General features: G+C 67.3%; 22 protein-coding genes and 1 tRNA gene. 8 read left to right on the plus strand and 15 right to left on the minus strand.

Annotated elements, in window-relative coordinates:
* Positions 1 to 49: 49 nt before the first annotated feature.
* Positions 50 to 592, minus strand: a complete 543-nt coding sequence (locus EV652_RS03520; RefSeq protein WP_132207458.1) for a GNAT family N-acetyltransferase — start codon at positions 590 to 592, stop codon at positions 50 to 52.
* Between the two features lie 27 nt (positions 593 to 619).
* Positions 620 to 1,486: a LysR family transcriptional regulator gene (locus EV652_RS03525; protein ID WP_132207459.1), complete on the minus strand. Its 867-nt coding sequence runs from the start codon at positions 1,484 to 1,486 to the stop codon at positions 620 to 622.
* Positions 1,487 to 1,557: 71 nt separating this feature from the next.
* On the opposite strand from EV652_RS03525, the gene dapA reads away from it, so the two are divergent.
* Both dapA and EV652_RS03535 read left to right on the plus strand, forming a co-directional pair.
* Positions 1,558 to 2,472 carry a 4-hydroxy-tetrahydrodipicolinate synthase gene (gene dapA, locus EV652_RS03530; protein ID WP_132207460.1) on the plus strand — a complete coding sequence of 305 codons (915 nt, stop codon included), beginning with the start codon at positions 1,558 to 1,560 and terminating at the stop codon, positions 2,470 to 2,472.
* Positions 2,473 to 2,511: 39 nt separating this feature from the next.
* Entirely contained in the window at positions 2,512 to 2,985 is a 474-nt protein-coding gene (locus EV652_RS03535) for an iron chaperone (RefSeq protein WP_132207461.1), read from the plus strand.
* Between the two features lie 72 nt (positions 2,986 to 3,057).
* On the opposite strand, the gene EV652_RS03540 is transcribed toward EV652_RS03535, so the two are convergent.
* Entirely contained in the window at positions 3,058 to 3,546 is a 489-nt protein-coding gene (locus EV652_RS03540; protein ID WP_132207462.1) for a DUF1269 domain-containing protein, read from the minus strand.
* A gap of 245 nt (positions 3,547 to 3,791) precedes the next feature.
* Between EV652_RS03540 and EV652_RS03545 the strand changes: the two genes are divergently transcribed.
* The gene (locus EV652_RS03545) at positions 3,792 to 6,914 is read left to right on the plus strand and encodes an ATP-binding protein (RefSeq protein ID WP_242001524.1); all 3,123 of its coding nucleotides are present in this window, start codon (positions 3,792 to 3,794) and stop codon (positions 6,912 to 6,914) included.
* A 2-nt stretch (positions 6,915 to 6,916) separates the two neighbouring features.
* Here EV652_RS03545 and EV652_RS03550 read toward each other — a convergent pair whose 3' ends face one another.
* From EV652_RS03550 to EV652_RS03570, 5 genes are all read right to left on the minus strand, one after another.
* Complete coding sequence (locus EV652_RS03550; protein ID WP_132207464.1) at positions 6,917 to 7,753, minus strand: DUF4097 family beta strand repeat-containing protein; 837 nt, start codon at positions 7,751 to 7,753, stop codon at positions 6,917 to 6,919.
* Between the two features lie 113 nt (positions 7,754 to 7,866).
* Positions 7,867 to 8,616 carry an ABC transporter permease gene (locus EV652_RS03555; protein ID WP_132207465.1) on the minus strand — a complete coding sequence of 250 codons (750 nt, stop codon included), beginning with the start codon at positions 8,614 to 8,616 and terminating at the stop codon, positions 7,867 to 7,869.
* Positions 8,613 to 9,554, minus strand: a complete 942-nt coding sequence (locus EV652_RS03560; RefSeq protein ID WP_132207466.1) for an ATP-binding cassette domain-containing protein — start codon at positions 9,552 to 9,554, stop codon at positions 8,613 to 8,615. The genes EV652_RS03555 and EV652_RS03560 overlap by 4 nt, the downstream gene beginning before the upstream one ends.
* 210 nt (positions 9,555 to 9,764) lie before the next feature.
* On the minus strand, positions 9,765 to 10,124 hold the full coding sequence (locus EV652_RS03565) for a YciI family protein (RefSeq protein ID WP_132207467.1): 360 nt from the start codon (positions 10,122 to 10,124) through the stop codon (positions 9,765 to 9,767).
* 192 nt (positions 10,125 to 10,316) lie between these two features.
* Positions 10,317 to 10,889: a CGNR zinc finger domain-containing protein gene (locus tag EV652_RS03570; RefSeq protein ID WP_132207468.1), complete on the minus strand. Its 573-nt coding sequence runs from the start codon at positions 10,887 to 10,889 to the stop codon at positions 10,317 to 10,319.
* Positions 10,890 to 10,992: 103 nt separating this feature from the next.
* Between EV652_RS03570 and EV652_RS03575 the strand changes: the two genes are divergently transcribed.
* On the plus strand, positions 10,993 to 12,165 hold the full coding sequence (locus EV652_RS03575) for an epoxide hydrolase family protein (RefSeq protein WP_132207469.1): 1,173 nt from the start codon (positions 10,993 to 10,995) through the stop codon (positions 12,163 to 12,165).
* 56 nt (positions 12,166 to 12,221) lie between these two features.
* Here EV652_RS03575 and EV652_RS45695 read toward each other — a convergent pair whose 3' ends face one another.
* On the minus strand, positions 12,222 to 12,440 hold the full coding sequence (locus EV652_RS45695; RefSeq protein WP_132207470.1) for a lycopene cyclase family protein: 219 nt from the start codon (positions 12,438 to 12,440) through the stop codon (positions 12,222 to 12,224).
* Positions 12,441 to 12,820: 380 nt separating this feature from the next.
* Between EV652_RS45695 and EV652_RS03585 the strand changes: the two genes are divergently transcribed.
* Entirely contained in the window at positions 12,821 to 13,282 is a 462-nt protein-coding gene (locus EV652_RS03585; protein WP_242001525.1) for an SHOCT domain-containing protein, read from the plus strand.
* A gap of 172 nt (positions 13,283 to 13,454) precedes the next feature.
* Here EV652_RS03585 and EV652_RS03590 read toward each other — a convergent pair whose 3' ends face one another.
* Complete coding sequence (locus EV652_RS03590; RefSeq protein ID WP_132207471.1) at positions 13,455 to 14,282, minus strand: MBL fold metallo-hydrolase; 828 nt, start codon at positions 14,280 to 14,282, stop codon at positions 13,455 to 13,457.
* Positions 14,283 to 14,520: 238 nt separating this feature from the next.
* Here EV652_RS03590 and EV652_RS03595 point away from each other — a divergent pair, with 238 nt between their 5' ends.
* From EV652_RS03595 to EV652_RS03605, 3 genes are all read left to right on the plus strand, one after another.
* Positions 14,521 to 15,534, plus strand: coding sequence for an IS110 family RNA-guided transposase (locus EV652_RS03595; protein ID WP_199237975.1), 1,014 nt, complete (start codon positions 14,521 to 14,523; stop codon positions 15,532 to 15,534).
* Between the two features lie 460 nt (positions 15,535 to 15,994).
* On the plus strand, positions 15,995 to 16,717 hold the full coding sequence (locus EV652_RS03600; protein WP_242001526.1) for a 4a-hydroxytetrahydrobiopterin dehydratase family protein: 723 nt from the start codon (positions 15,995 to 15,997) through the stop codon (positions 16,715 to 16,717).
* A gap of 117 nt (positions 16,718 to 16,834) precedes the next feature.
* Positions 16,835 to 17,701: a GNAT family N-acetyltransferase gene (locus EV652_RS03605; protein WP_132207473.1), complete on the plus strand. Its 867-nt coding sequence runs from the start codon at positions 16,835 to 16,837 to the stop codon at positions 17,699 to 17,701.
* A gap of 173 nt (positions 17,702 to 17,874) precedes the next feature.
* Here EV652_RS03605 and EV652_RS03610 read toward each other — a convergent pair.
* The 5 genes from EV652_RS03610 to EV652_RS44470 all read right to left on the minus strand — a co-directional run bounded on the left by EV652_RS03610 (position 17,875) and on the right by EV652_RS44470 (position 20,028).
* Positions 17,875 to 17,947 (minus strand) — tRNA-Ala (locus EV652_RS03610).
* Positions 17,948 to 18,198: 251 nt separating this feature from the next.
* Positions 18,199 to 18,846 (minus strand): histidine phosphatase family protein, encoded by a 648-nt coding sequence (locus EV652_RS03615; protein ID WP_132207474.1) that lies wholly within the window; start codon positions 18,844 to 18,846, stop codon positions 18,199 to 18,201.
* Entirely contained in the window at positions 18,843 to 19,226 is a 384-nt protein-coding gene (rsfS, locus tag EV652_RS03620; protein WP_132207475.1) for a ribosome silencing factor, read from the minus strand. The genes EV652_RS03615 and rsfS overlap by 4 nt, the downstream gene beginning before the upstream one ends.
* A gap of 10 nt (positions 19,227 to 19,236) precedes the next feature.
* Complete coding sequence (nadD, locus tag EV652_RS03625) at positions 19,237 to 19,848, minus strand: nicotinate-nucleotide adenylyltransferase (RefSeq protein WP_132207476.1); 612 nt, start codon at positions 19,846 to 19,848, stop codon at positions 19,237 to 19,239.
* Between the two features lie 21 nt (positions 19,849 to 19,869).
* Positions 19,870 to 20,028, minus strand: a complete 159-nt coding sequence (locus EV652_RS44470; RefSeq protein ID WP_199237976.1) for a hypothetical protein — start codon at positions 20,026 to 20,028, stop codon at positions 19,870 to 19,872.
* Positions 20,029 to 20,074 lie beyond the last annotated feature (46 nt).

The raw sequence follows: 20,074 nt of genomic DNA on the forward strand, positions 1-20,074 counted from the left end.
GAGGCCTCGGGCGGTTAGTTCCTCCTCGAGGATGCGGATGGCCACGTCCTCAGGCATTCCGGGTCTCCAAGTCGCACGTCATCCAGATGGTGTTGCCACGCTGCGGGTCCTCGGTCACGCGACCGCTGTCGTGGAAGCCGAGCTTCTCGAGGACGCGGAACGAGGCCGCATTCCAGTCCCTCACCGTGGCCCACAGCCGCCGCCGACCGGTTGCTGCCGCGGCCTCCACGACAGCCTTGCCTGCTTCGGTCGCGTAACCGAACCCGTGAGCCCGTTGCGCTAGCTCGTAAGCGATCTCGGGCTCCTCGAAGCTTCCACGCCCGACCGTGAGTCCGCAGTACCCGATCAGGTCGCACTCGTTCCGCCGTACGATCGGCAGCAATCCCAGGCCAGGCTCTGCGGCGAGCGGATTCTTCACCAGCCACCCACGAATCTCCTCGACCGTGGGCCGCCCGTCGTCATCGATCCTGCGAACCGACCGGGGGTCGCGCTCTGCCCACAACCCTCGGTAGTCCTCGGCATCCGAAGGCTCCCAGACCCGCAATCGCAACCGCTCGGTCTCCAGCTGCTGCGGAAAGGCTTCGAAGCTCACCCCGCAACCCTATGCCGCGACTAGGCGTCAGGATGGTGCGGCGGCTTGCAGGGCGGTGCGTGCGGCCGAGATCGCTGGGTGGTTGCCGGTGCCTCGGCGATACGCCAAATGCGTTCTGCGTCGGATGGGTAGAGGGGTCAGCACGACGCTGGCGGGCGGCGCCACGGCGCCCAGGTCGGGGACAAAGGCAACGCCTTGACCGGCAGCCACCAACGCGAGTACGGCGCCGAAGTCGTCGGCGTGATGGCGGATGCGCGGCGTGAAGCCCGCTGCCTCGCAGGCCCTGATGGTCAGGGAATGGCAGAGCGTCCCCGGGGTGCCGGCGATCCAGGAGGTGTCGCGCCGGGCGGCCAACGGCTCGGCGGTCAGCGCGGCCAGGTAGACGGTCTCTTCCAGGAGCGGTTCGGTCTGCAAACCCTGATCAGATGCGATCGGTACGTAGTCGTACTCCTGGATCAGCGCGACATCGAGGCTTTCGTCGCGGAGGGCATCGGGCACCGCGGCCGGATCCAGTTCGGTGACCGTCAGATCCAGGCCGGGGTGGTCGGTGCTCAGGGCGACGAGGGCGGGCGTCAGGATCGTCTGTACCGCTGTCGGGAAGACCCCGATGCGCAGTGTTCCGGTGAGCGTTGAAGCGGTAGCCGCCAGGTCGGCGGCGGCCTCTTGCAGCGTTGCGAGGATCTCCTCGGTGCGCTCGACCAGCCCCAATGCGGCCGGGGTCAACTGCACCCGTCGGCCGGTCCTTTCCAGCAGCGGTACACCGGTCTCGCGCTCGAGGGCCGTGAGCTGCTGCGACACGGCCGACGGTGTGTAGGCGAGCGCCTCTGCGACGGCCGCGATCGTCCCGCGGTGAGCGAGTTCGCGGAGAAGCCGGAGTTTCCGTACGTCGAGCATAAGGGGAGCTTACGCTCGACGACAGAAATGCGAACTGGACCTGAACAGCAGACCTGGGTGATCGTCGAGGCATGTCACTCACTGGTCTCTACGTTCCGCTGGTCACGCCGTTCACACCGACAGACGAACTCGCTTCCGACGCGTTGGAGGCGCTAGGGCACGCCGTACTCGATGATGGAGCGGCCGGGATCGTTGCCTTGGGCACGACCGGCGAGCCGGCGACACTGACGGCCGCGGAGCGCCGCAGGGTCGTCGACATCTGTGCCGGTGTGTGCGTGCAGCGCGACGCTCAGTTGATCGTCGGTGCCGGGTCGAACTCGACCGCCGACTCCGCCGACCTGCTCGCCGACCTCGATCCGCGAGCCGCCGCCGCGCTCACCGTCGTTCCCTACTACACCCGCCCGTCCGAAGACGGCGTCGTCGAGCATTTCCGCCGGCTCGCAGCCGTCAACCCGGTGCCGTTGATTGTCTACAACGTCCCCTACCGCACCGGCCGATCCTTGGGAGCCGATGCTCTCGGCCGGCTGGCCCGCATCCCGAACGTTGCCGGGTTCAAGCACTCGGTCGGCAGCATCGACGACGCCACGATCGCCTTCATGAGCACCAGGCCGGCCGACTGCGCGGTCCTTGCCGGTGACGACCTGTACGTCGCTCCACTGCTGGCACTCGGCGCGACCGGAGCGATCCTGGCCAGCGCCAATGTGGCCACCCGCGCCTACGCGGACCTGGTCACGACCTGGCGAGACGGCCCGACCGACCAGGCCCGCCGCCTCAACAACCGCCTGCTCCCGCTGTCCCAAGCCCTCTTCGCCGAGCCCAACCCGGCTGTCATCAAGGCTGTCCTGTCAGCTCATGGCCGGATCCCCAGCCCACACGTCCGCCTACCGCTCCTGCCTGCCAGCACTCAAGCAACCACCTCGGCACTCGAGGCTGCGGAATCGATCAGTTTTCGAGAAGCCGCTGCAGTGGGTGGCTCCCTAGCATGAGAAGTGTTCCCCACCGGACCAGGTAGACAGGATCCTCCAATGACCCCGAAGAAGCGCACGGCGAAGAAGACTTCCACCTCGGCCTCGGGCCAGAAGTCGTACGAAGGTTTCACCGAGGAGGAGCGCGGCGCGATGAAGGAGCGCGCGCGGGAGCTGAAGGCATCCTCACGGGGCGGCAAGGTGGACGAGGAGGAGGCTGTGCTGGCGAAGATCGCCGAGCTGCCGGAAGCGGAGCGCCTCATGGCCGAACGGATCCACGAGATCATCAAGGCCAACGCACCCGAGCTCAAGCCGAAGCTCTGGTACGGGATGCCGGCGTACTTCAAGGACGGCAAGAACGTCTGCTTCTTCCAGGGCGCGGACAAGTTCAAGGCCCGCTACTCGACCTTCGGCTTCAACGACCCGGCCAAGCTCGACAACGGCACCATGTGGCCCACCTCCTACGCCCTGACCAAACTGACCCCCGCCACCGAAAAGCAACTAACCACCCTCATCAAGAAGGCCGTGAGCTAGGGCCGAGTTGGCCCGGTGTGGCCGTACGTGAAGGGAACGACCTGAGGTCGCAGCACCGGCGAGCGCCCGGTGTCACTTGCCGCCGAACGTTTCCATCAGCACCGAACGCTCGGCCTCGGTGAGGTTCGTGTCGATGAGCTTGCTGTGCATGCCATGGAAGCGTTCGCCCACCCGGTCGAGATCGCCGTGGTCGGTCACCACGAAGAGGGCCGAGGTTCCTGGTGTCACCTCGGTGCGGATCTTGTGCAGTTGCTCCTTGGTGATGCCGGCATCCTGTGTCATCTTGCTGATCGCACCGATCGCGGCCCCGGCCACGCCACCGATCACGGGCACGAAGAAGAGGGCCCCGAGGAGGATGCCCCAGAAGGCTCCCCACCCGGTCCCGCGCCAGTTCTCCTCGTGTCCCTGCTTGGTGGTCGGCTGCGAAGCGTCTTTGGGCCAGGAGACGATCGCGTGGTCGACGATCTTCACCAGCCCGTCCCGCGCGCAGTCCTTGAGGACCGATTCGGCGTGCTGAGCTCCATCCGGACCATCGAACTTCCACACCGTAAAGGTGGTCATGTCGCACTCCTCGCCTTCGATCAAACCGCGCACCCGTTGCCTCGGGTCACCACGGTTCCTGCCCAGTTCTCGTCCAGCCCGGCCGCGGTGTCGATGGCCAACCCGCCGCACCGCCCCCATCGTCTGCGCCAGAGGCCACCGCAACGTCACCCCGCCAGGATGAATCCGCCGCCCGAACTCATGCGCTGACGCGATGTCGGGGGCGTGCGACTGCCCATGGCAAGATCAGGCAGGTGCAGATCGGGATGCTTGGACCATTCGAGGTTCACACGGACGACGGTGTCTTGGTCGACGTACCGGGCGCCCGGTTGCGCGGGCTGTTGGTCGCCCTCGCCCTCACGCCAGGTCACGTGGTCCCGAAGGCGACGCTCGTCGACTGGATCTGGGGCGAGCACCCGCCTGCCGACGCGGCGAACGCCCTGCAGCGCTTGGCCTCCCGACTGCGGAAGGCGCTGCCGGGAGGCGTGGTCGAGGGGCAGACGGGCGGCTACCGGTTGGCGGTGGAGCCTGACGCTGTCGACGCCCTGCGGTTCGAGCGTCTCGTCGGTCAGGCCCGCAACGAGGAGGATTCACTGCGGGTACGGCGGCTGCGCGAGGCTCTCGCCTTGTGGCGTGGCGCGGCTATGCAGGATGTCGGGTTGGAGGACAGCGAACCGTTCGACGCGGCGGTCACTCGGCTCGAGGGGCTGCGCCTGGCGGCGATGGAGGATCGGTTCGACGCGGAGGTCAGTCAAGGTCACGGCGCCGAGGTGGTCGCGGACCTGACCGACGCGGTCACCGCGCATCCCCTGCGGGAGCGGCTGGTCGCTGCGCTGATGCGCGCTCTGGTGGCAGCCGGCCGCGACTCCGAGGCTCTGCTCGCCTACGAGCGACTGAGGGAAGCCCTGGCCGATGCACTGGGGGTCGACCCCTCGCCGGAGGTATCGGCTCTGCACGTCGCACTGCTGCGGGGCGAGTTGGGCCGGCGAGAGGAGAAGCGGAAGTCCAACGTTCGGGCCGAGCTCACCAGTTTCGTCGGCCGGGACGCGGACATCACCGCGGTCCGCGAGCTCATCTCTGCGCATCGACTGACCACCCTGATCGGGTTTGGCGGCTCGGGCAAGACCAGGCTGGCCACGGAAGCCGCACGGACGATGATCGGCGACCTGCCGGACGGGATCTGGTTGATCGAGTTCGCCCCCATCGGCACCGATGGTGACGTGGCGCAGACGGCACTGACCGGGCTCGGGCTCCGGGATGCCCTGCTCGGCGCGTCACCGAGCGCGGACCCCGTGGACGGGCTGATCGCTGCACTCCGCGATCGGGAGATGCTGCTGATCCTGGACAACTGTGAGCATGTGATCGAGTCGGTGGCGGCGCTGGCCGAACGGGTGCTTGGAGAATGCCGACGGCTGCGGATCCTGGCGACCAGCAGAGAGCCGCTCGGCATCACAGGTGAGGCGTTGTGGCAGGTCGAGCCGCTGGCCCTGCCGGCAGACGCCGGCCTGGCTGAGGTCGCCTCCTCGCCGGCCCTCCGGTTGCTGCGGGACCGGGCCGGCGCGGTGCGCAGGGACCTCGAGATCGACGAGCACACCACGGCGTTGATGGTTCGGATCTGCCGGGCGCTGGACGGAGTACCGCTGGCGATCGAACTCGCCGCTGCTCGGTTGCGCACCATGACCATCGAGCAGCTCGCCAACCGGCTCGACGACCGGTTCCGCCTGTTGACCAGCGGGAGCCGTACCGCATTGCCGCGACACAAGACGTTGCGCGCGGTGGTCGACTGGAGCTGGGAGTTGCTCACCGATGCCGAACGGACGGTGCTACGCAGGCTGTCGGTGTTCTCGGGCGGAGCGGGCCTGGAGGCAGCCGAGCGCGTCTGCCTCGGTGATGCCGTCGAGCGAGATCAAGTGCTGGAGTTGCTCACCTCGCTGGCCGAGAAGTCGCTCCTGGTCACCGCGGGCGACGGTGCTCCGCGCTATCGGATGCTCACCACGATCAAGGAGTACGCCGCGGATCGGCTCGCCGAAGCGGGAGAGTCAGACCAGGCCCGGCAGGCGCACCTCGCCTACTTCACCGAGCTCGCCGAGACCGCGGAGCCACATCTGCGCCGCGCCGAGCAACTGGAGTGGCTCGCTACGCTCGAGGCCGACCACGACAACCTCAGCGCCGCGGTGCGAGGGGCGATCGCGGCCGGTGACGCCCAGGCGGCGATGCGGCTCGCGGCCGCGGCCGGCTGGTACTGGTGGCTCGGCGGGCGCCGGACCCAAGGCCTTGAGCTGCTGGTCGCGGCCGCCAACCTCCCGGGCGAGGTGACCGATGACATCCGGGCCATCACGTACGGGCTGGTGGTGCTCTACGTGACCTCCGGACAGGGCGACGAACACCTGGGCGCGGAATGGATCCATAAGGCGTATCGGTTCAGCCAGCAGAGCCGGCACGACAACCCGCTGCTGGGATTCGTGGTCCCGCTGGAACGCCTGCTGCAGGCACCGGAGGAAGCAGTGACCGCGTTCGAGTCATTGCTGGACAGCGTTGACCCCTGGGTACGCGCCATGGCCCGGTGGCAGGTCGGCAAGATGCGAACCATGCTCGGCCAGGGCGGCCGGGACGTGGAGGCCCATTTGGAGCTGGCGCTCGCGGAGTTCCGGACGCTCGGCGAACGGTTCGGGATGTCGCTGGCCCTGTCCGAGCTGGCGAACCAACTAGCCATCCGGGGCGAATTCGCAGGTGCCTGCGAGTACTACGACCAGGCGATCGCGGTCCTGACCGAGGTCGGCGCCGTCGAGGATGTCATCGAGGTGCGGACCCAGCAGGCCCTGCTGTACTGGCTCAACGGCGATCGCGATGCCAGCGCCGCCACCATCGCCGCGGCGGAGCGGAGCGCCGAAGGTGTCGCCTGGCCGTACGCTCTGGTCTCCTTGGCGCTCGCCAAGGCGGGGCTTGCTCGCCTGGACGGCGACGCCGAGGAGGCTCGCCGTCAACTCGGCCTCGCGACCACCCTGTTGGGCGATGCTGCGGAGCAGGCGAGCGTTCGCGCCCAGATCTATGACCTGCACGGCTACCTGGCCGACGATGTGCGGGAGGCCCGGACCCACCGAATGGCTGCCTGGCAGGCGGCATCCGAGGCGGGACACGCCTTTGTGATCGCCCGGATCCTCGTCGGCGTCGCGGACCAGGCGGTTCGCCTCGACCAGTACGAACAGGCAGCGCGGTTGCTGGCGGCCAGCGTCGGCGTACGCGGACTGCTGGATCTCTCCCAACCGGATGCGGCCAGGATCGAGCGGGACGTACGACGTCACCTCGGCGAAGCACGCTTCGCCGAGGTGACGCAGGAGGGTACGCAGACGAGCTGGTCCGAGCTGGTCGAGGTCACGCTCGCGTCCTGAGGTCAGCCTGCCGCGCGTTGAAGGGTGATGTCGCCGTGCCGCGTGCGGGCGTGGACCGAGACCTTGGCGTCGGACGGGCCCGGCTCGCCCTGCGAGGAAACGAAGTTGTGCACCGCCCCGCGCTCGCTGTTGACGTCGATGGAGACCGCGGTTCCCTCGCTGATGCCGACCTCGATGTCTCCCGAGCCGTTCGTCAGCTTCGCCTGACCGTTGCTCATCCGGCCGATCCGGATGGCACCGCTCGCAGTCGAGCCGATGACGCTGCCGTCGGCGCGGTCGATGTCGAAGTCGCAGCTGGCGCTGCCGAGATCGACGTCGGACCAGGCATGGCCGATCCAGACCTGCCCGCCCGAGTTAGAGAGCCCGACCGTGCCCTCGACCTCGCCGATCCGCAGCGCGAACGCCCCGCCGTCGACCTTGGCGGGCCCGGCGATGTGGCCGATGGCGACCTCACCGGAGGCGATGTTCGCTTGCAGCTCGTCGATGCGATCCAGCTGGACCTGACCCGAGGCCATGTGCAGCTTGCACTCACCGAACGAGCCGCCGGTGTGCACGGCCGAGTGCGCGAGGTAGGCGGCCAGACTGGAGCCGGTGGGCAGGTCGATCGTGATGGTGACCGACCCGTTCTTGTTCCCGGAAACGGTCGTCTTGACCGACAGCTGACCGTCGGCGAACTCGACCTTGGTCTTGTCGGCCACCTTGACGTCCGACCGGTTCGACGCGTCGATGGGTTCGACCAGCACCACGGTGTCGGACCGGTCGGTCGCGGTGACCCGTACCTGAGCTCCGGCGACCTCCACGGTCGCGGCGATGGGCCCTGGGGTGGCGAATGTAGGCATGACAATTCTCCTCTTGACTCGTACCTGATCTGTTGGTGTGCGCCGCATCAGCTCGTCGCTCGCGGCTTCGGGTCAGCCCGATCGTGGTCCTCGGAAAGCCATCACCCGGGAGGTCACGCTCGCTTCGTGAAGGTGGAACGCGCCCACAGGTACCCGACGAGTGCGATCCCGAGGCACCAGGCGACGGCGGTGATCGCGTCGCTGGACGACGGTGTGCCGGCGAGCAGCCCACGGATGGTTTCGATGATCGGCGTGAAGGGCTGATACTCCGCGAACTGCCGGACGCCCGGCCCCATCTTGTCCGCCGGCACGATCGCGCTGCTGAAGAACGGCAGCATGATCAGCGGCACCGCGGCCAGCCCCGCCGTTTCCGGAGTCTTCGCCGCCAATCCCAAGGCGACCGTGAGCCAGGCGGTCGCGAACCCGAGCAGTACGACGATGCCCACCACGCCGAGCCAGTCGACGAAACTCGCCGACGGGCTGAATCCCAGCAGGAAGGCCACCCCGAGGAGGGCGGCGATGGCGACCAGGTTGGTCAGCACGCTGGCGACGACCTTGCCGGTCAACACCGCGCCACGGGGGACGTCCATGACCTTGAACCGGTTGATGATGCCCTTGGTCATGTCGGAGTTCGCCGAGATCGCGGTCGACCCCAGCCCGTAGCAGACGGCCAGCAGCATCATTCCCGGCGTCGCGTAGTCGACGTAGTCGACACCGACGCTGAAAGCGTCTCCGAGCAGGTACACGAACATGAAGAGCATCACGACCGGCATCAGGACCGCGTTGAACACCGAGGTCGGATTCCGGGCGATGTGGGTGAAGTCGCGACGCAACATGACGATCGAAGGGGACTTGGTGCTCATTTCGCGACTACCTCCGTGGTGTGGCCCGTCAGGGCGAGGAAAACGTCATCAAGGTCAGGTGTGTGCACCGAGAACTCCTCGGCACTGAGTGAGGACTCGTCGAGCCGGTCGAGCAGAGCCCGCAGCGACTTCGTCCCGCCGTCGCTGGGGACCCGCAGGGTCAGCGCCTCGTCGTCCCGGGTGGAGTCGGTGAACAGACGCGCGGCCGCGTCGAGTTGGTCGACGGTGGTGAACCGGAGCCGGACGTGCGTCCCGGGGAGCTGGCGTTTGAGCTCGTCGGGGGTGCCCTCGGCAACCAAGCGGCCCTGATCGAGGACCGCGACCCGGTCGGCGAGCTGATCGGCTTCATCGAGGTACTGGGTGGTGAGGAAGATGGTCACACCATCGGCCACCAACTCGCGGATGATGGTCCACATCGTGCGCCGGCTGCGCGGGTCCAGTCCCGTCGTCGGCTCGTCCAGGAAGATGATCCGCGGGTTGCCGACGAGCGTCATCGCCAGGTCCAGCTTCCGGCGCATACCCCCGGAGTACGTCGAGGCGGGCTTCTGCGCCGACTCCACCAGATCGAACCGTTCGAGCAGGTCCTTGACGATCCCCGTGCCGTCGCCGGAGGTCGCCCGGTTCAGGTCCACCATCAGCTGCAGGTTCTCCTGCCCCGTCAGCAGCTCATCCACTGCCGCGAACTGGCCGGTGACCCCGATCGCCTTGCGCACTGCCCGGGCCTCGGTCGCGATGTCATGCCCGGCAACGAATGCCGTCCCACCGTCGGCCTTCAGCAACGTGGTCAGCACGTTCACCGTCGTCGTCTTGCCCGCCCCGTTCGGGCCGAGCAGGGAGAAGACCGTGCCCGCCGGAACATCCAGATCGATGCCATCGAGGACGGTCTTGTCCTTGAATGCCTTGCGCAGCCCCGAGACTGCAATCGCCGAAGTTGTCATGCAGAAACCATCGCGAGCCGGCCAGCCACGCCCCTGACACGCCCCTGACACGCCCGCTGACACCGTCCTACCTCGTTGCAGCGACGGGCAGACCAGCGACTTCGACGGGGCGACGTACTCTCCGGTGAGTCACGCAAGAGGCCGGTCGCCCAAGCGGGAAACCGGCCTCTCACCTGACCGTGCGCGGACAGCTGCCGCGTCAGCGTGATCTCATTCGATCAGGTCCGGGTCGTACATGAACTTGCGGATGTCTTGCGCACAGCGGCAGGCGACCGCGATCTTTGCGGCCCACTCCAGGGCGGCCTCCCGGGTGGGTACGTCGACGATCATGACGCCGCCGATGAGCTCCTTGCTCTCCGGGTACGGGCCGTCGGTGACCACCCCGTCCGTGCCCACCACGGCGTGCTCCACGTCGCCGTCGTCGTACCTCAGCCCGCCGCCGAAGAGGAACACGCCGGCGTCCTTGGCCTCCTGGATCACGGCGTGGGAGGTCTTGCCCACCTCGGGGAAGTCCTCCTCGGGGATGTGGTCCATCGCACCCTTCTCGAACGAGATCAGGTATCGCGGCATCTCATCACTCCTTGTCCCGGCGGCCTCCCTCCGGCCGCCTCTCACCCCTGCAACGAACGCCTCACCCCGGATCCGACAGTCTCCCGGCAGAAATTCTCACAATCCGATCCATGGTCTCGCGTTCTCCACAGCCCTGGCAGCCCGAGGGCATCGCCAGCACGGAGTTAGGCGGGGCGGTCAGACCGCGAGGGATCATGCCGGCGTGGGGTTTTTGCGCCGGTTGGCATTGAAGCGCGCCTTCTTCTGACGATTCCCGCACGTGTTCATGTCACACCATTTGCGGGTGCGACTCTGGCTGGTGTCGAAGAAGGCGGCTTGGCAGGTTGGCGATGCACACAAGGCCAATTTTCCGTCTCGTTCGCCCGCGATGATGCTGATCGCGTCGGCGGCGATCACGCTGAGGGCATCTTCCACGCAGGAAGCCGAGCTGAGCCTCCATCGCCGCTCACCCTCGGGTGTCAGGATGGCCGCGGCCCGACCCTGAGCGCTGCAGTCGTTGATGACTTGGACAGCAGATGCAGGGAGAGCGTCCTGGATCGCGGCCGCTGTCGCGGCGGCGTGAATCGACTCCCTCAGTTCCCGGGCGAGTTCGAGCTGGGCGGTGGTGCAGGAGTCCACGGCGAGGCCGTTCACTGCCAGCCAGTCGACGAGTCGGTGCGGCGTGGGAATGCGCTCCACAGCGTCGCCATGACGCTCCGACAGAGTCCCCGTGAAGCTGGTCGCTAGCACGCTACCGAGGCGAAAGTCAGGGAACCCAGCACGCATGGAACCACCTTAGCTGGTTGCGCGCCGGCAGGAAGGCCTGGTAGAACCGTCTTAGCCGGTTCGCAACGGTTCGCAGCCGGTTCCGCGATGGCCAGGAGGTCTCATGCCCCGTCCAACCAGCGACGTGCAAGCATTTGAAGCCCACGCGACTGACGCTGACCTCGACGATCTGCGCGCCCGACTAGCCGCGGCGCGGCTGCCGGAGGCCGAGACGGTCTATCGCGCCGCGCCCGACCCTCGCCGATGGGAACAGGGCGTTCCTCTCGCCGACCTCGTCGACGTCGTGAACTACTGGCGCACCGGGTACGACTGGCGGTCGTTCGAAGAGCGCCTCAACTCGATTGGTCAGTTCCGCACGACCATTGATGATCTGGGAATCCACTTCCTGCACCGCCGATCCGCGCGCGCAGAGGCCACTCCTCTGATCCTGACGCACGGCTGGCCGGACAGCATTGCTCGGTTCGTCGACGTAGTAGACGAGCTGGCAGACCCGAAAAATGCGGACGCACCGGCGTTCCACGTCGTGGTTCCGTCGCTACCAGGCTTCGGCTACAGCGACAAGCCGGCCACCACCGGGTGGGGAACCGAAAAGATCGCGGCCGCCTGGGTGGAACTGATGGGAAGGCTCGGCTACAGCAAGTTCGCAGCCCACGGCGGCGACTGGGGAGGAAATATCACCACGGTCCTCGCCGGCAGGTTCCCGGCCCACGTTCTCGGCATCCACTCAACGTTCGCGGAGGGACCGCCCGGTCTGACAACCGACGGGCTGACGGCGGTCGAGCGCAAGTGGGCCGAGGAAACCCGCGATTTCTGGCGCCACCGCGCGGCGTACGCGAAGCAGCAGGCGACCCGGCCGCAGACCATCGGCTACTCGCTCGTCGACTCACCGGTCGGGCTGCTCGCCTGGATCCTTGACAAGTTCGCCGAGTGGTCAGACACCGAAGACAGCCCGTTCGAGACGATTTCCAGAGACCGCGTTCTCGACGACGTCACCCTGTATTGGCTGACGCGGACCGGCGCATCGGCGGCCCGCATCTACTACGAAAGCCACAACTCGCTGGACCCCGAACTTCGGGTCGACGTCCCGTCAGCAATCACTGCGTATCCCCGCGACGTCGAGAAGTGTCCGCGCCCTTGGGCACAGGAGCGGTACCGGCAGATCGTCCGATGGAGGTCGCCCGAAACCGGGGGACATTTCCCGTCGCTGGAGGTTCCCGAGTATTTCGTCAAGGATCTCCAAGAGGGCCTCGCGGCAGTGCTGGCCGCTGATCGGTGAACGCGGCCGGGTGCCGGCACCCCTGGCAACGTTTGCCAGGGGCACCATCCGCTGCTTCAGCCCGCGAGGCCGAACGGCCGGGTGGGGTAGTGCCACGCGGTTGCCGGGTCGCCCATTAGCTCGGTCGCGCCTCCCGGCATGGCGATGAGCGGGCTGGTGTCCTGACCGCCTGCCTCGACCAGCAACACGTTGACGGCAGGATTCTCGGAGAGTCGGTTGGCGAGCTCACACCCAGCTGAGCCTGCTCCGGCGATGACGTAGTCGAACCGAGTCACGGATTCCCTTCCTTCTCGGTGTTTCGCCTGACGACTTGCTCTCCCGGCCCGGTGTCAGAGCAAGTGAGGTCCTCGAAGTCGCAGCCTGGGGGAACCACGCACCGTCAGGGTCAAGTCACAGCCCGTGGGCACTGAGGCTGCCGAGCATCGACACATATTCGACACGGACACTCCCGGTCTGCCGACTCCGGTCACTCACTGTGATCCGACAACAACAGATCCGCGCCATATGTCCGCCGATTGAGGTGCGACAGGTCTAGGAGCCTGACGACCACGAGAGGGCGGCGACGCACCCCGATAGTTCATCCCTCGTGAGTGACGCACTGGACAGTCCGGACATGCTGCAATGCGAAGCGTGACGCCTGTCGGAGGCGCAGGTCATGAGGGCCGACCTGGGTGAACCGGGCGGCGCGTGCGCTCATCTCTTGGAGGGAATGGCCGTGGACGCAATGACGAATGACTTCGGGGAAGTTCTCCTATGGAGCTTCTGGTTCTTCATCTGGATCGCCGCACTGATGGTGTGGTTCCGTTGCCTGTGGGACCTGTTCGGTGACCGCGAGCTCAGCGGTTGGGCAAAGGCCGGCTGGGCGATCCTACTCATCTTCGTGCCGTGGCTGGGGGCACTGATCTACCTCATTGCTCGGGGCCGGAGCATGAACGAGCGGCAAAGGACGGCGCTTGCGCAGCGGCAGGCCGAGCAGGAGAAGTACATCCAGGAGGTTGCAAGCACTTCCACTTCCAAGAGCCCGGCCGAAGAAATTGCCAGCGCCAAGGAATTGCTCGATTCCGGAACGATCACGCAGACGGAGTATGACTCCCTCAAGGCCAAGGCGCTTGCCTGACCACACCGGACAGGAAGGAACTGGAGTCTTAGCCTCCCGGGTCAAACAGCAGGGGTCCTTTCCCAGTCGGGGAAGGGCCTCTGACTGCGGTGGAGCTTAGGGGATTCGACCCCCTGACCTCTTCCCATGCCATGGGCGAGGGTCATGATGGTTCGCTGGGCGGATCGGATCGCTAGTCGGGCGTCCCGTCGCCCTCGCTTCGTCGGGCGAGTTGCTGGAGTTGCCCTTCGTGTATGTCGCTCACCCACTCCCAGCCGGGCTTAGCCGATGGGCCGAGCCGCGGGTCGCTGGGAACGCGGCCGTCACGCAAGGCATGCAGGTACGCCCGATCCTGGTCGATCCGTGCGCGTACCTGATCAGCTCTGCCGACGGACCCGTGACCGGGGATGACGACATCGACGTCGTCCGCCACGCCCTCGAGCAGCTGCAGCCCAACGAGGTAGTCCTCGATCACGTCACCGGAGTCGTCGAGCATCGGAATCAGGACATCAGAAAGCATGTCGCCGGCGACGAGAACCCTGCGTTCCTCGATCAACAGCGCCGCATGGCCCGGGGCATGTGCCGGATGCTCAATAATCCGGACTTTAGGGCCATCCCAAGGAATCTGCGTCGTTCCGGCAGGCAGACCGGTAATGAGGCCGAACAGGTCCAGCGGTGTGTCCTCGGCGATTTCCGGCGGTAACCCCTCGGCGACGCGTGCCTTCCAGTCCGGGTTCGACCGCAGATCTCGCATAAAGGCCGCGCAGCGGGCGGTACCGTAGCGGGGCGCTTCGCCGAGCTTGGGGTGCCAGAGCACGTGATCCCAATCGGGATGCGTCGAGAAGCCTGCCACAACGGGCTGGCCCACATCGGACAGGTCGTTCGCGAGGCAAGCCATTTCATCGCCCGTTATGCCGGCGTCGATGAGCAACACGCCGGCCTTGCCTTGGACGACGACGGTGTTGTTCGCGATCAACTCGCTCTGGTGGATCAGCACACCCTCCGCGACCTGCTTCAGCACGGGTGGCTCCTTCCCCTGGTTGTTTGCAACCGCTGGTCGAGACCTTAGGCCAAGGTAGTGAACCAGGCCGGGCACGTCGCGTCTACGAGAACAGGTCAGGGGGCGGGAGTGCCTCCTGATGCGATGAAGGAGCGGGGCCTCCGCTCCTCGTGGGTCCCCGGCGGATGCTGGGGTTGCTCGCGTTTCACGACGAAGGAGGCCCCTGATGGAAGGCTACGCGGGACGGCAGTTTGTGGGTATGGATCTGCACCGTCGCCGGTCGGTGCTGGTGCGGATGACGGCCGCGGGGGATGTGCTCGAGCGGGTCCGGATCGTCAACGACGTTGATGGTTTGGCGGCGGTGATCGCCCGGGCCGGGGAGAGCCCGGAGGTGGTGTTGGAGGCCACCTATGGCTGGTATTGGGCGGTCGATGCTCTGCGGGAGCAGGGCGCGAGGGTGCATCTGGCGCATCCGTTGGGAGTGAAGGCGTTTGAGTACCGGCGGGTGAAGAACGATGAGCGTGATGCCGCTGACCTGGCTGATCTGTTGCGGATGGGGCGGCTGCCCGAGGCGTGGATCGCGCCACCGGCGACCCGGGAACTTCGTGAGTTGGTCCGGCACCGCCAGAAGCTGGTCGGGTTGCGTTCACACTGCAAGGCCGAGGTGCACGCGGTCCTGGCCAAGTGCGGGGTGCAGGTGGCGGTGAGCGACCTGTTCGGTGTCGAGGGCACCGCGCTGCTGGACCGGCTGGAGCTCGCGGCGCCGTATGCGGCCCGGATCGGGTCGCTGCGCCGGATCATGGACGCGCTCGACTTCGAGATCGATCACGTCGCCGGCATGGTGCGGGGCCGGCTCGCGGGCGATCCGGGCTATATCGCGGTGCAGCAGATCCCCGGGATCGGCCCGACCCTGGCCGCGGTGCTGGTTGCCGAGATCGGCGACATCGACCGGTTCGCGCGGCCGGAGCAGCTGACCTGCTGGGCCGGGCTCACACCGACCCATCACGAGTCCGATGCCCACGTCCATCGCGGCCGGATCACCAAGCAGGGCTCGCGGCTGGTCCGCTGGGCGGTGGTGGAGTCGGTGCAGATCCTGCCCGAAACCAGCGTGGTCGGGCAGTTCCGCGACCGGGTCGCTGCCCGCCGCGGACACAACATCGGTGTCGTCGCGGCCGGGCGCCGACAACTGGAGTACGTCTACTACTCGCTGCGCGACCACCACGTCCGCGCCCTGAACCATCAAACGAACCCTCCCGCGAGGACGGCGGCATGAGCCGCCAGTCTCGCCCCGGAACCGGTCGGCGCGGGTCGTGCAGGTCAAGACCCCCACTCGTGGCGTGGTCGCCCTTCTGATTGACCCCGCCGACCCAGGACCGCGAACCCCATCATGCCGCCCCGCCGCGGCGAAGGGATGACAGCAGCCCCCACCAGGACTGCCACCACCGGGACACCGGCCATGACGAGCGCTACGCCCAACCCATCCGACTCAGCAACGGAGCCCACCGCAAACTCCTTCTCCGCCGCCCACATCGTGCGCCGAACGACGCCGACGTCAAGGCCCTTCGGCCGCTATCGCGGTCGGGCTACGCCCGAGCCCTGACCCCGACGCCCTACTTCGGCGCGTCCCAAACCTCAGCGGAGAAGCAGAACAACGGTCACCAGCAACTCTTGACCGGCCCCGCTCCTTCAGGGATGACCTGCGGATCCTGCTGGTGGAGCTTAGGGCAGGCGGGGTGACCGTGGGGGGCTGCAAGGATGCGGCCATGGAACAGATATTGAGTCGGCAGAAAGCGTCGGAGGCGGTGCAGGACTCTGGGTGGCGCTACTTGCTGGGCACTTTGCGAACGTCGGTCCCGGTCGGGTCGTTGGCTCGGGCGATCGGCTTGGCAGCGGACGCTGTCGCGGCGTGCGGCGACGACGCCGACCGGCACCTTCGGGTCGATGTCCGCCCCGATCGGGTCGTCTTCACTCTGCAGTCGTTGGAGCGCGCAGCGGTTACCACCCGGGATGTCGAACTCGCGCTTCGGATCTCTGCCACCGCGGACAGGTCCGGGTTTCTGGCGGAGCCCGAAATCGGAACAGGGGCACCGCGATCCGTCCAGATACTGGAGATCGCGATTGATGCACTGGACATTGCCGGGATTCGGGCGTTCTGGAAGGCGGTGCTGGGCTACACCGATGAGGCGGGGGCCGAGGGACCGGAGGATCCGCTCGTCGACCCGGTCGGGCAGGGCCCGGCCATCTGGTTCCAGCAGATGGACCGGGCGCGGTCGCAGCGCAATCGCATCCACTTCGACATCTGTGTTCCGCATGACGAGGCACCACGGCGCGTCGAGACCGCACTGGCGGCTGGCGGCCGACTTGTGTCCGCGACGCGTGCCCCCGCTTTCTGGGTGCTTGCCGACCTGGAGGGGAACGAAGTCTGCGTGACCACATGGCAGGGCCGAGACGGCTGAAACTTCCGTGCTGACCGAGGGCGCCGAAGCGATGGACAAGATCCTGTCCCGAAACCGTTAGTCACTCAGTTACTTAATCGGTTGCACGCCACCGAGACGGGGTGTCAGATCCCGGCTATGACGATTTTGCTGAGTACGCCGACGGCCGACGGGGTGCGCGAGGCTATTGCGGCGCTGCGGGAGTGGCAGCACGACGAAGCGCCGATGCAGCTGCATCCCGGGGACATCGGCTGGAACTACCGGTTCGGAACGGCCGAGACGGCCGCGGTGGTCCGGACCTGGAGCCGGGACGGACGGATCCTCGCCGTCGGGATGCTGGATTCGCCGACACTGGTGCGGATGACAGTCGCTCCCGACGCTTTCCAGGACGAGGACTTGGCGCGGCGGCTCGTCGAGGACTTCTCGCTGCCTGAGCGCGGCGTGCTGCCGGAAGGAGCGGTGTCCATCGAGGCGCCGCAGGGCCTGCTGCTCCACGACCTGTTGACCAAGGAGGGCTGGGGTGTCGACGAGCCGTGGACGCCGCTCTTCCGCGACCTCGCCGAAGCGGTGGAGGACCCCGACGTGTGGATCAAGGCGATCGGCCTGGAACAGGCACAGGACTTCGCCGACGTCCTGCGGTCCGCGTTCAACACCACGAGGCCCACGCGCGAATACCGGCACGAGCTGTCCGCGGGACCGTTCTACGCCGACGCCCGATGCCTGGGTGCTTACGACGACCAGGGCAACACCGCGGCGGTGGTGACGGTCTGGTCGGCCGGCCCGGGGAAGCCGGGACTGGTCGAGCCGATGGGCGTCCATACGGACCACCGCGGCCGCGGCTATGGCCGGGCGATCACCGTCGCCGGGGCGGCCGCACTGCGAGAGATGGGCTCGTCGAGCGTGCGCGTGTGCACGCCGAGCTCTAACGTCGGCGGCGTCGCGACGTACAAGGCGGCCGGGTTCGCGGCGAGGCCGGAGATCGCCGACCGGATCCGGAAGGTCTGACGTCGGGGTCTCCGGACCATCTACCATGCCGCAGCACCACGTACGGCGGCCGTGCGCGGCAGCACCTCTCTGCCGCGCACGACGTGCTCTGCTCTCGACTCGATCGAACAGCCACTAGTCAGGTCATGCAAAAGGCCGGTGTCCCGAGTGGGAAACCGGCCTCTGAGCTGCGGTGGAGCTTAGGGGATTCGAACCCCTGACCTCTTCCATGCCATGGAAGCGCGCTACCAACTGCGCCAAAGCCCCGCGGTGTCTTGCGACTCCGGAAGTTTAGCGGATGAGTGGCGTCAAAGAAAAATCGGGTGGGGCCCCTCCACGGCAGTCGCCGGAGGCGGCCAGAAGACCTCCCGCGAAGCACCGACGTTGCCTTCAGTCACCCCTCCCAGTGCGCCCACTGGCCTCCCCAGGAGAGCCACCGAACACAGCGTGCCGGACAACGGTTCTCGGCTGCCGCCGGAGGCGGCGCGAAGAAGAGCCGCCGTGGAGCAGGTGTCGTTTCAGCGTTGGGGGTCGTCGCTCATGACGGGTTCGGGGAGGGAACCGGCGTTCCATTCTTCGATGCGCCAACGGTGGTTGCGGCTGGGGAGCAGGGACACCCAGTTGCAGTTGGAGAGACCGCCGAAGGCGGGCCAATGGTCCTGGGGGATGCCGAGGAAGAGGCAGATGCCGACGCGGGCGGCCAGGCCGTGGGTGGCGACGACGATGGTGTCTTCCGAGGTGCCCTGGGAGGCGACCCGGCCGAGGGCCTCGGAGAAGCGGAGGGCGACTTCTTCGACGGTTTCGCCGGCGGTGCCGCGGCGCTGGGGTTCGCCGGAGCGGATGCGGGCGGCGGCCTCGGGGTGGATGGCGGCGAGTTCGGCCATGGTCATGCCGGCCCAGTCGTCGACGTCGATCTCGCGGAGCGCTTCGTCGTACTCGATCTTCAACCCGGTGAGCGCGGCCAGTTCACGAGCGGTGGCGGCGGCGCGCTGGAGGTCGCTGGCGAAGAGGCGCGTCGGAGCCAACGATGCCAGCCGAGCGGCCGCGGCCTGGGCCTGGGAGACGCCGACGTCGTCGAGCGGGATGTCGGCCTGGCCCTGGATCTTGTCCTGCAGATTCCACTCGGTCCGGCCGTGACGCCAGACGATCAGACGGCCGGCGCTCATTCGGCGGCGGAACCAGGGACCGGCGACGGCAAGGCGATCGTCGGGCAGTCGCGCCAGAGCCGCTCGAGGGAGTAGAAGCTGCGCTCCTCGGAGTGCTGGACGTGGATGACGATCTCGAGGTAGTCGAGCAGCACCCAGCGGCCTTCGCGGGCGCCTTCACGGCGGACCGGCTTGGCGTCGAAGTCGACCCGGAGCTTCTCCTCGACCGCGTCGACGATGGCGCGGACCTGGCGGTCGTTCGAGGCGGACGCGACCAGGAAGGCGTCGGTGATGGCGAGCTGCTCGGACACGTCGAAGGCGAGGACGTTCTCGGCCTTCTTGTCGTGGGCAGCTTCCGCCGCCGCGGTGAGCAGCTCGATGGCACGTTCGCTGGCTGGCATGTAGTTCCTTCTAACGGTTGGTGTAGAGCTCACGCTTGGCGATGTACTGGACGATGCCGTCCGGGACGAGGTACCAGGTCGGATTCCCCTTCGCGACCCGCTCCCGGCACTCGGTCGACGAGATCGCCAGCGCGGGTACCTCGAGCAGGGTGATCCGATCCATCGGCAGCTTGTCGAGCGGCAGTTCGAGACCCTCGGTGCCGGGCCGGGTACAGCCGACGAACTGGGCCAGTTTGAACGTCTCGTCCACGTCGCGCCAGGTCAGGATCTGGGCGAGCGCGTCGGCGCCGGTGATGAAGAACAGCTCGGCGTCCGGGTACAGCTTGGACAGATCGCGCAGGGTGTCGATCGTGTACGTCGGCCCGGGCCGGTCGATGTCGACCCGGCTGACCGAGAACCGGGGGTTCGACGCGGTGGCGATGACCGTCATCAGGTAGCGGTCCTCGGGCGGCGAGACCTTCCGCTCGGATTTCTGCCACGGCTGGCCGGTCGGGACGAAGATCACCTCGTCCAGGTCGAAGTACGACTGCACCTCGCTGGCCGCGACCAGGTGCCCGTGGTGGATCGGGTCGAACGTGCCGCCCATCACGCCAAGGCGCCGTACCCGCTCCACAGATGCCACGTCAGCCCTTCGTCAAGCCGCTCAGCTGTGCGGCCGGCCGTTGCCCATGATGACTGTGATGACGAGGAGCAGGACGAGCACGAACAGGGAGAACCCGCCGTACCACCACGGCGAGATGTGCGACGCCTCGGAGCCGGCCTCTTCGACAGCCGCGAGCAGCGGCAGCAGGTGCGTTTGCATGACGCAGAGCCTATCTCGTGATCACCGACACGAGCGCGACCGGGCG

This window comes from Kribbella steppae, assembly GCF_004342025.1.
Classification (GTDB): Bacteria; Actinomycetota; Actinomycetes; order Propionibacteriales; family Kribbellaceae; genus Kribbella; species Kribbella steppae.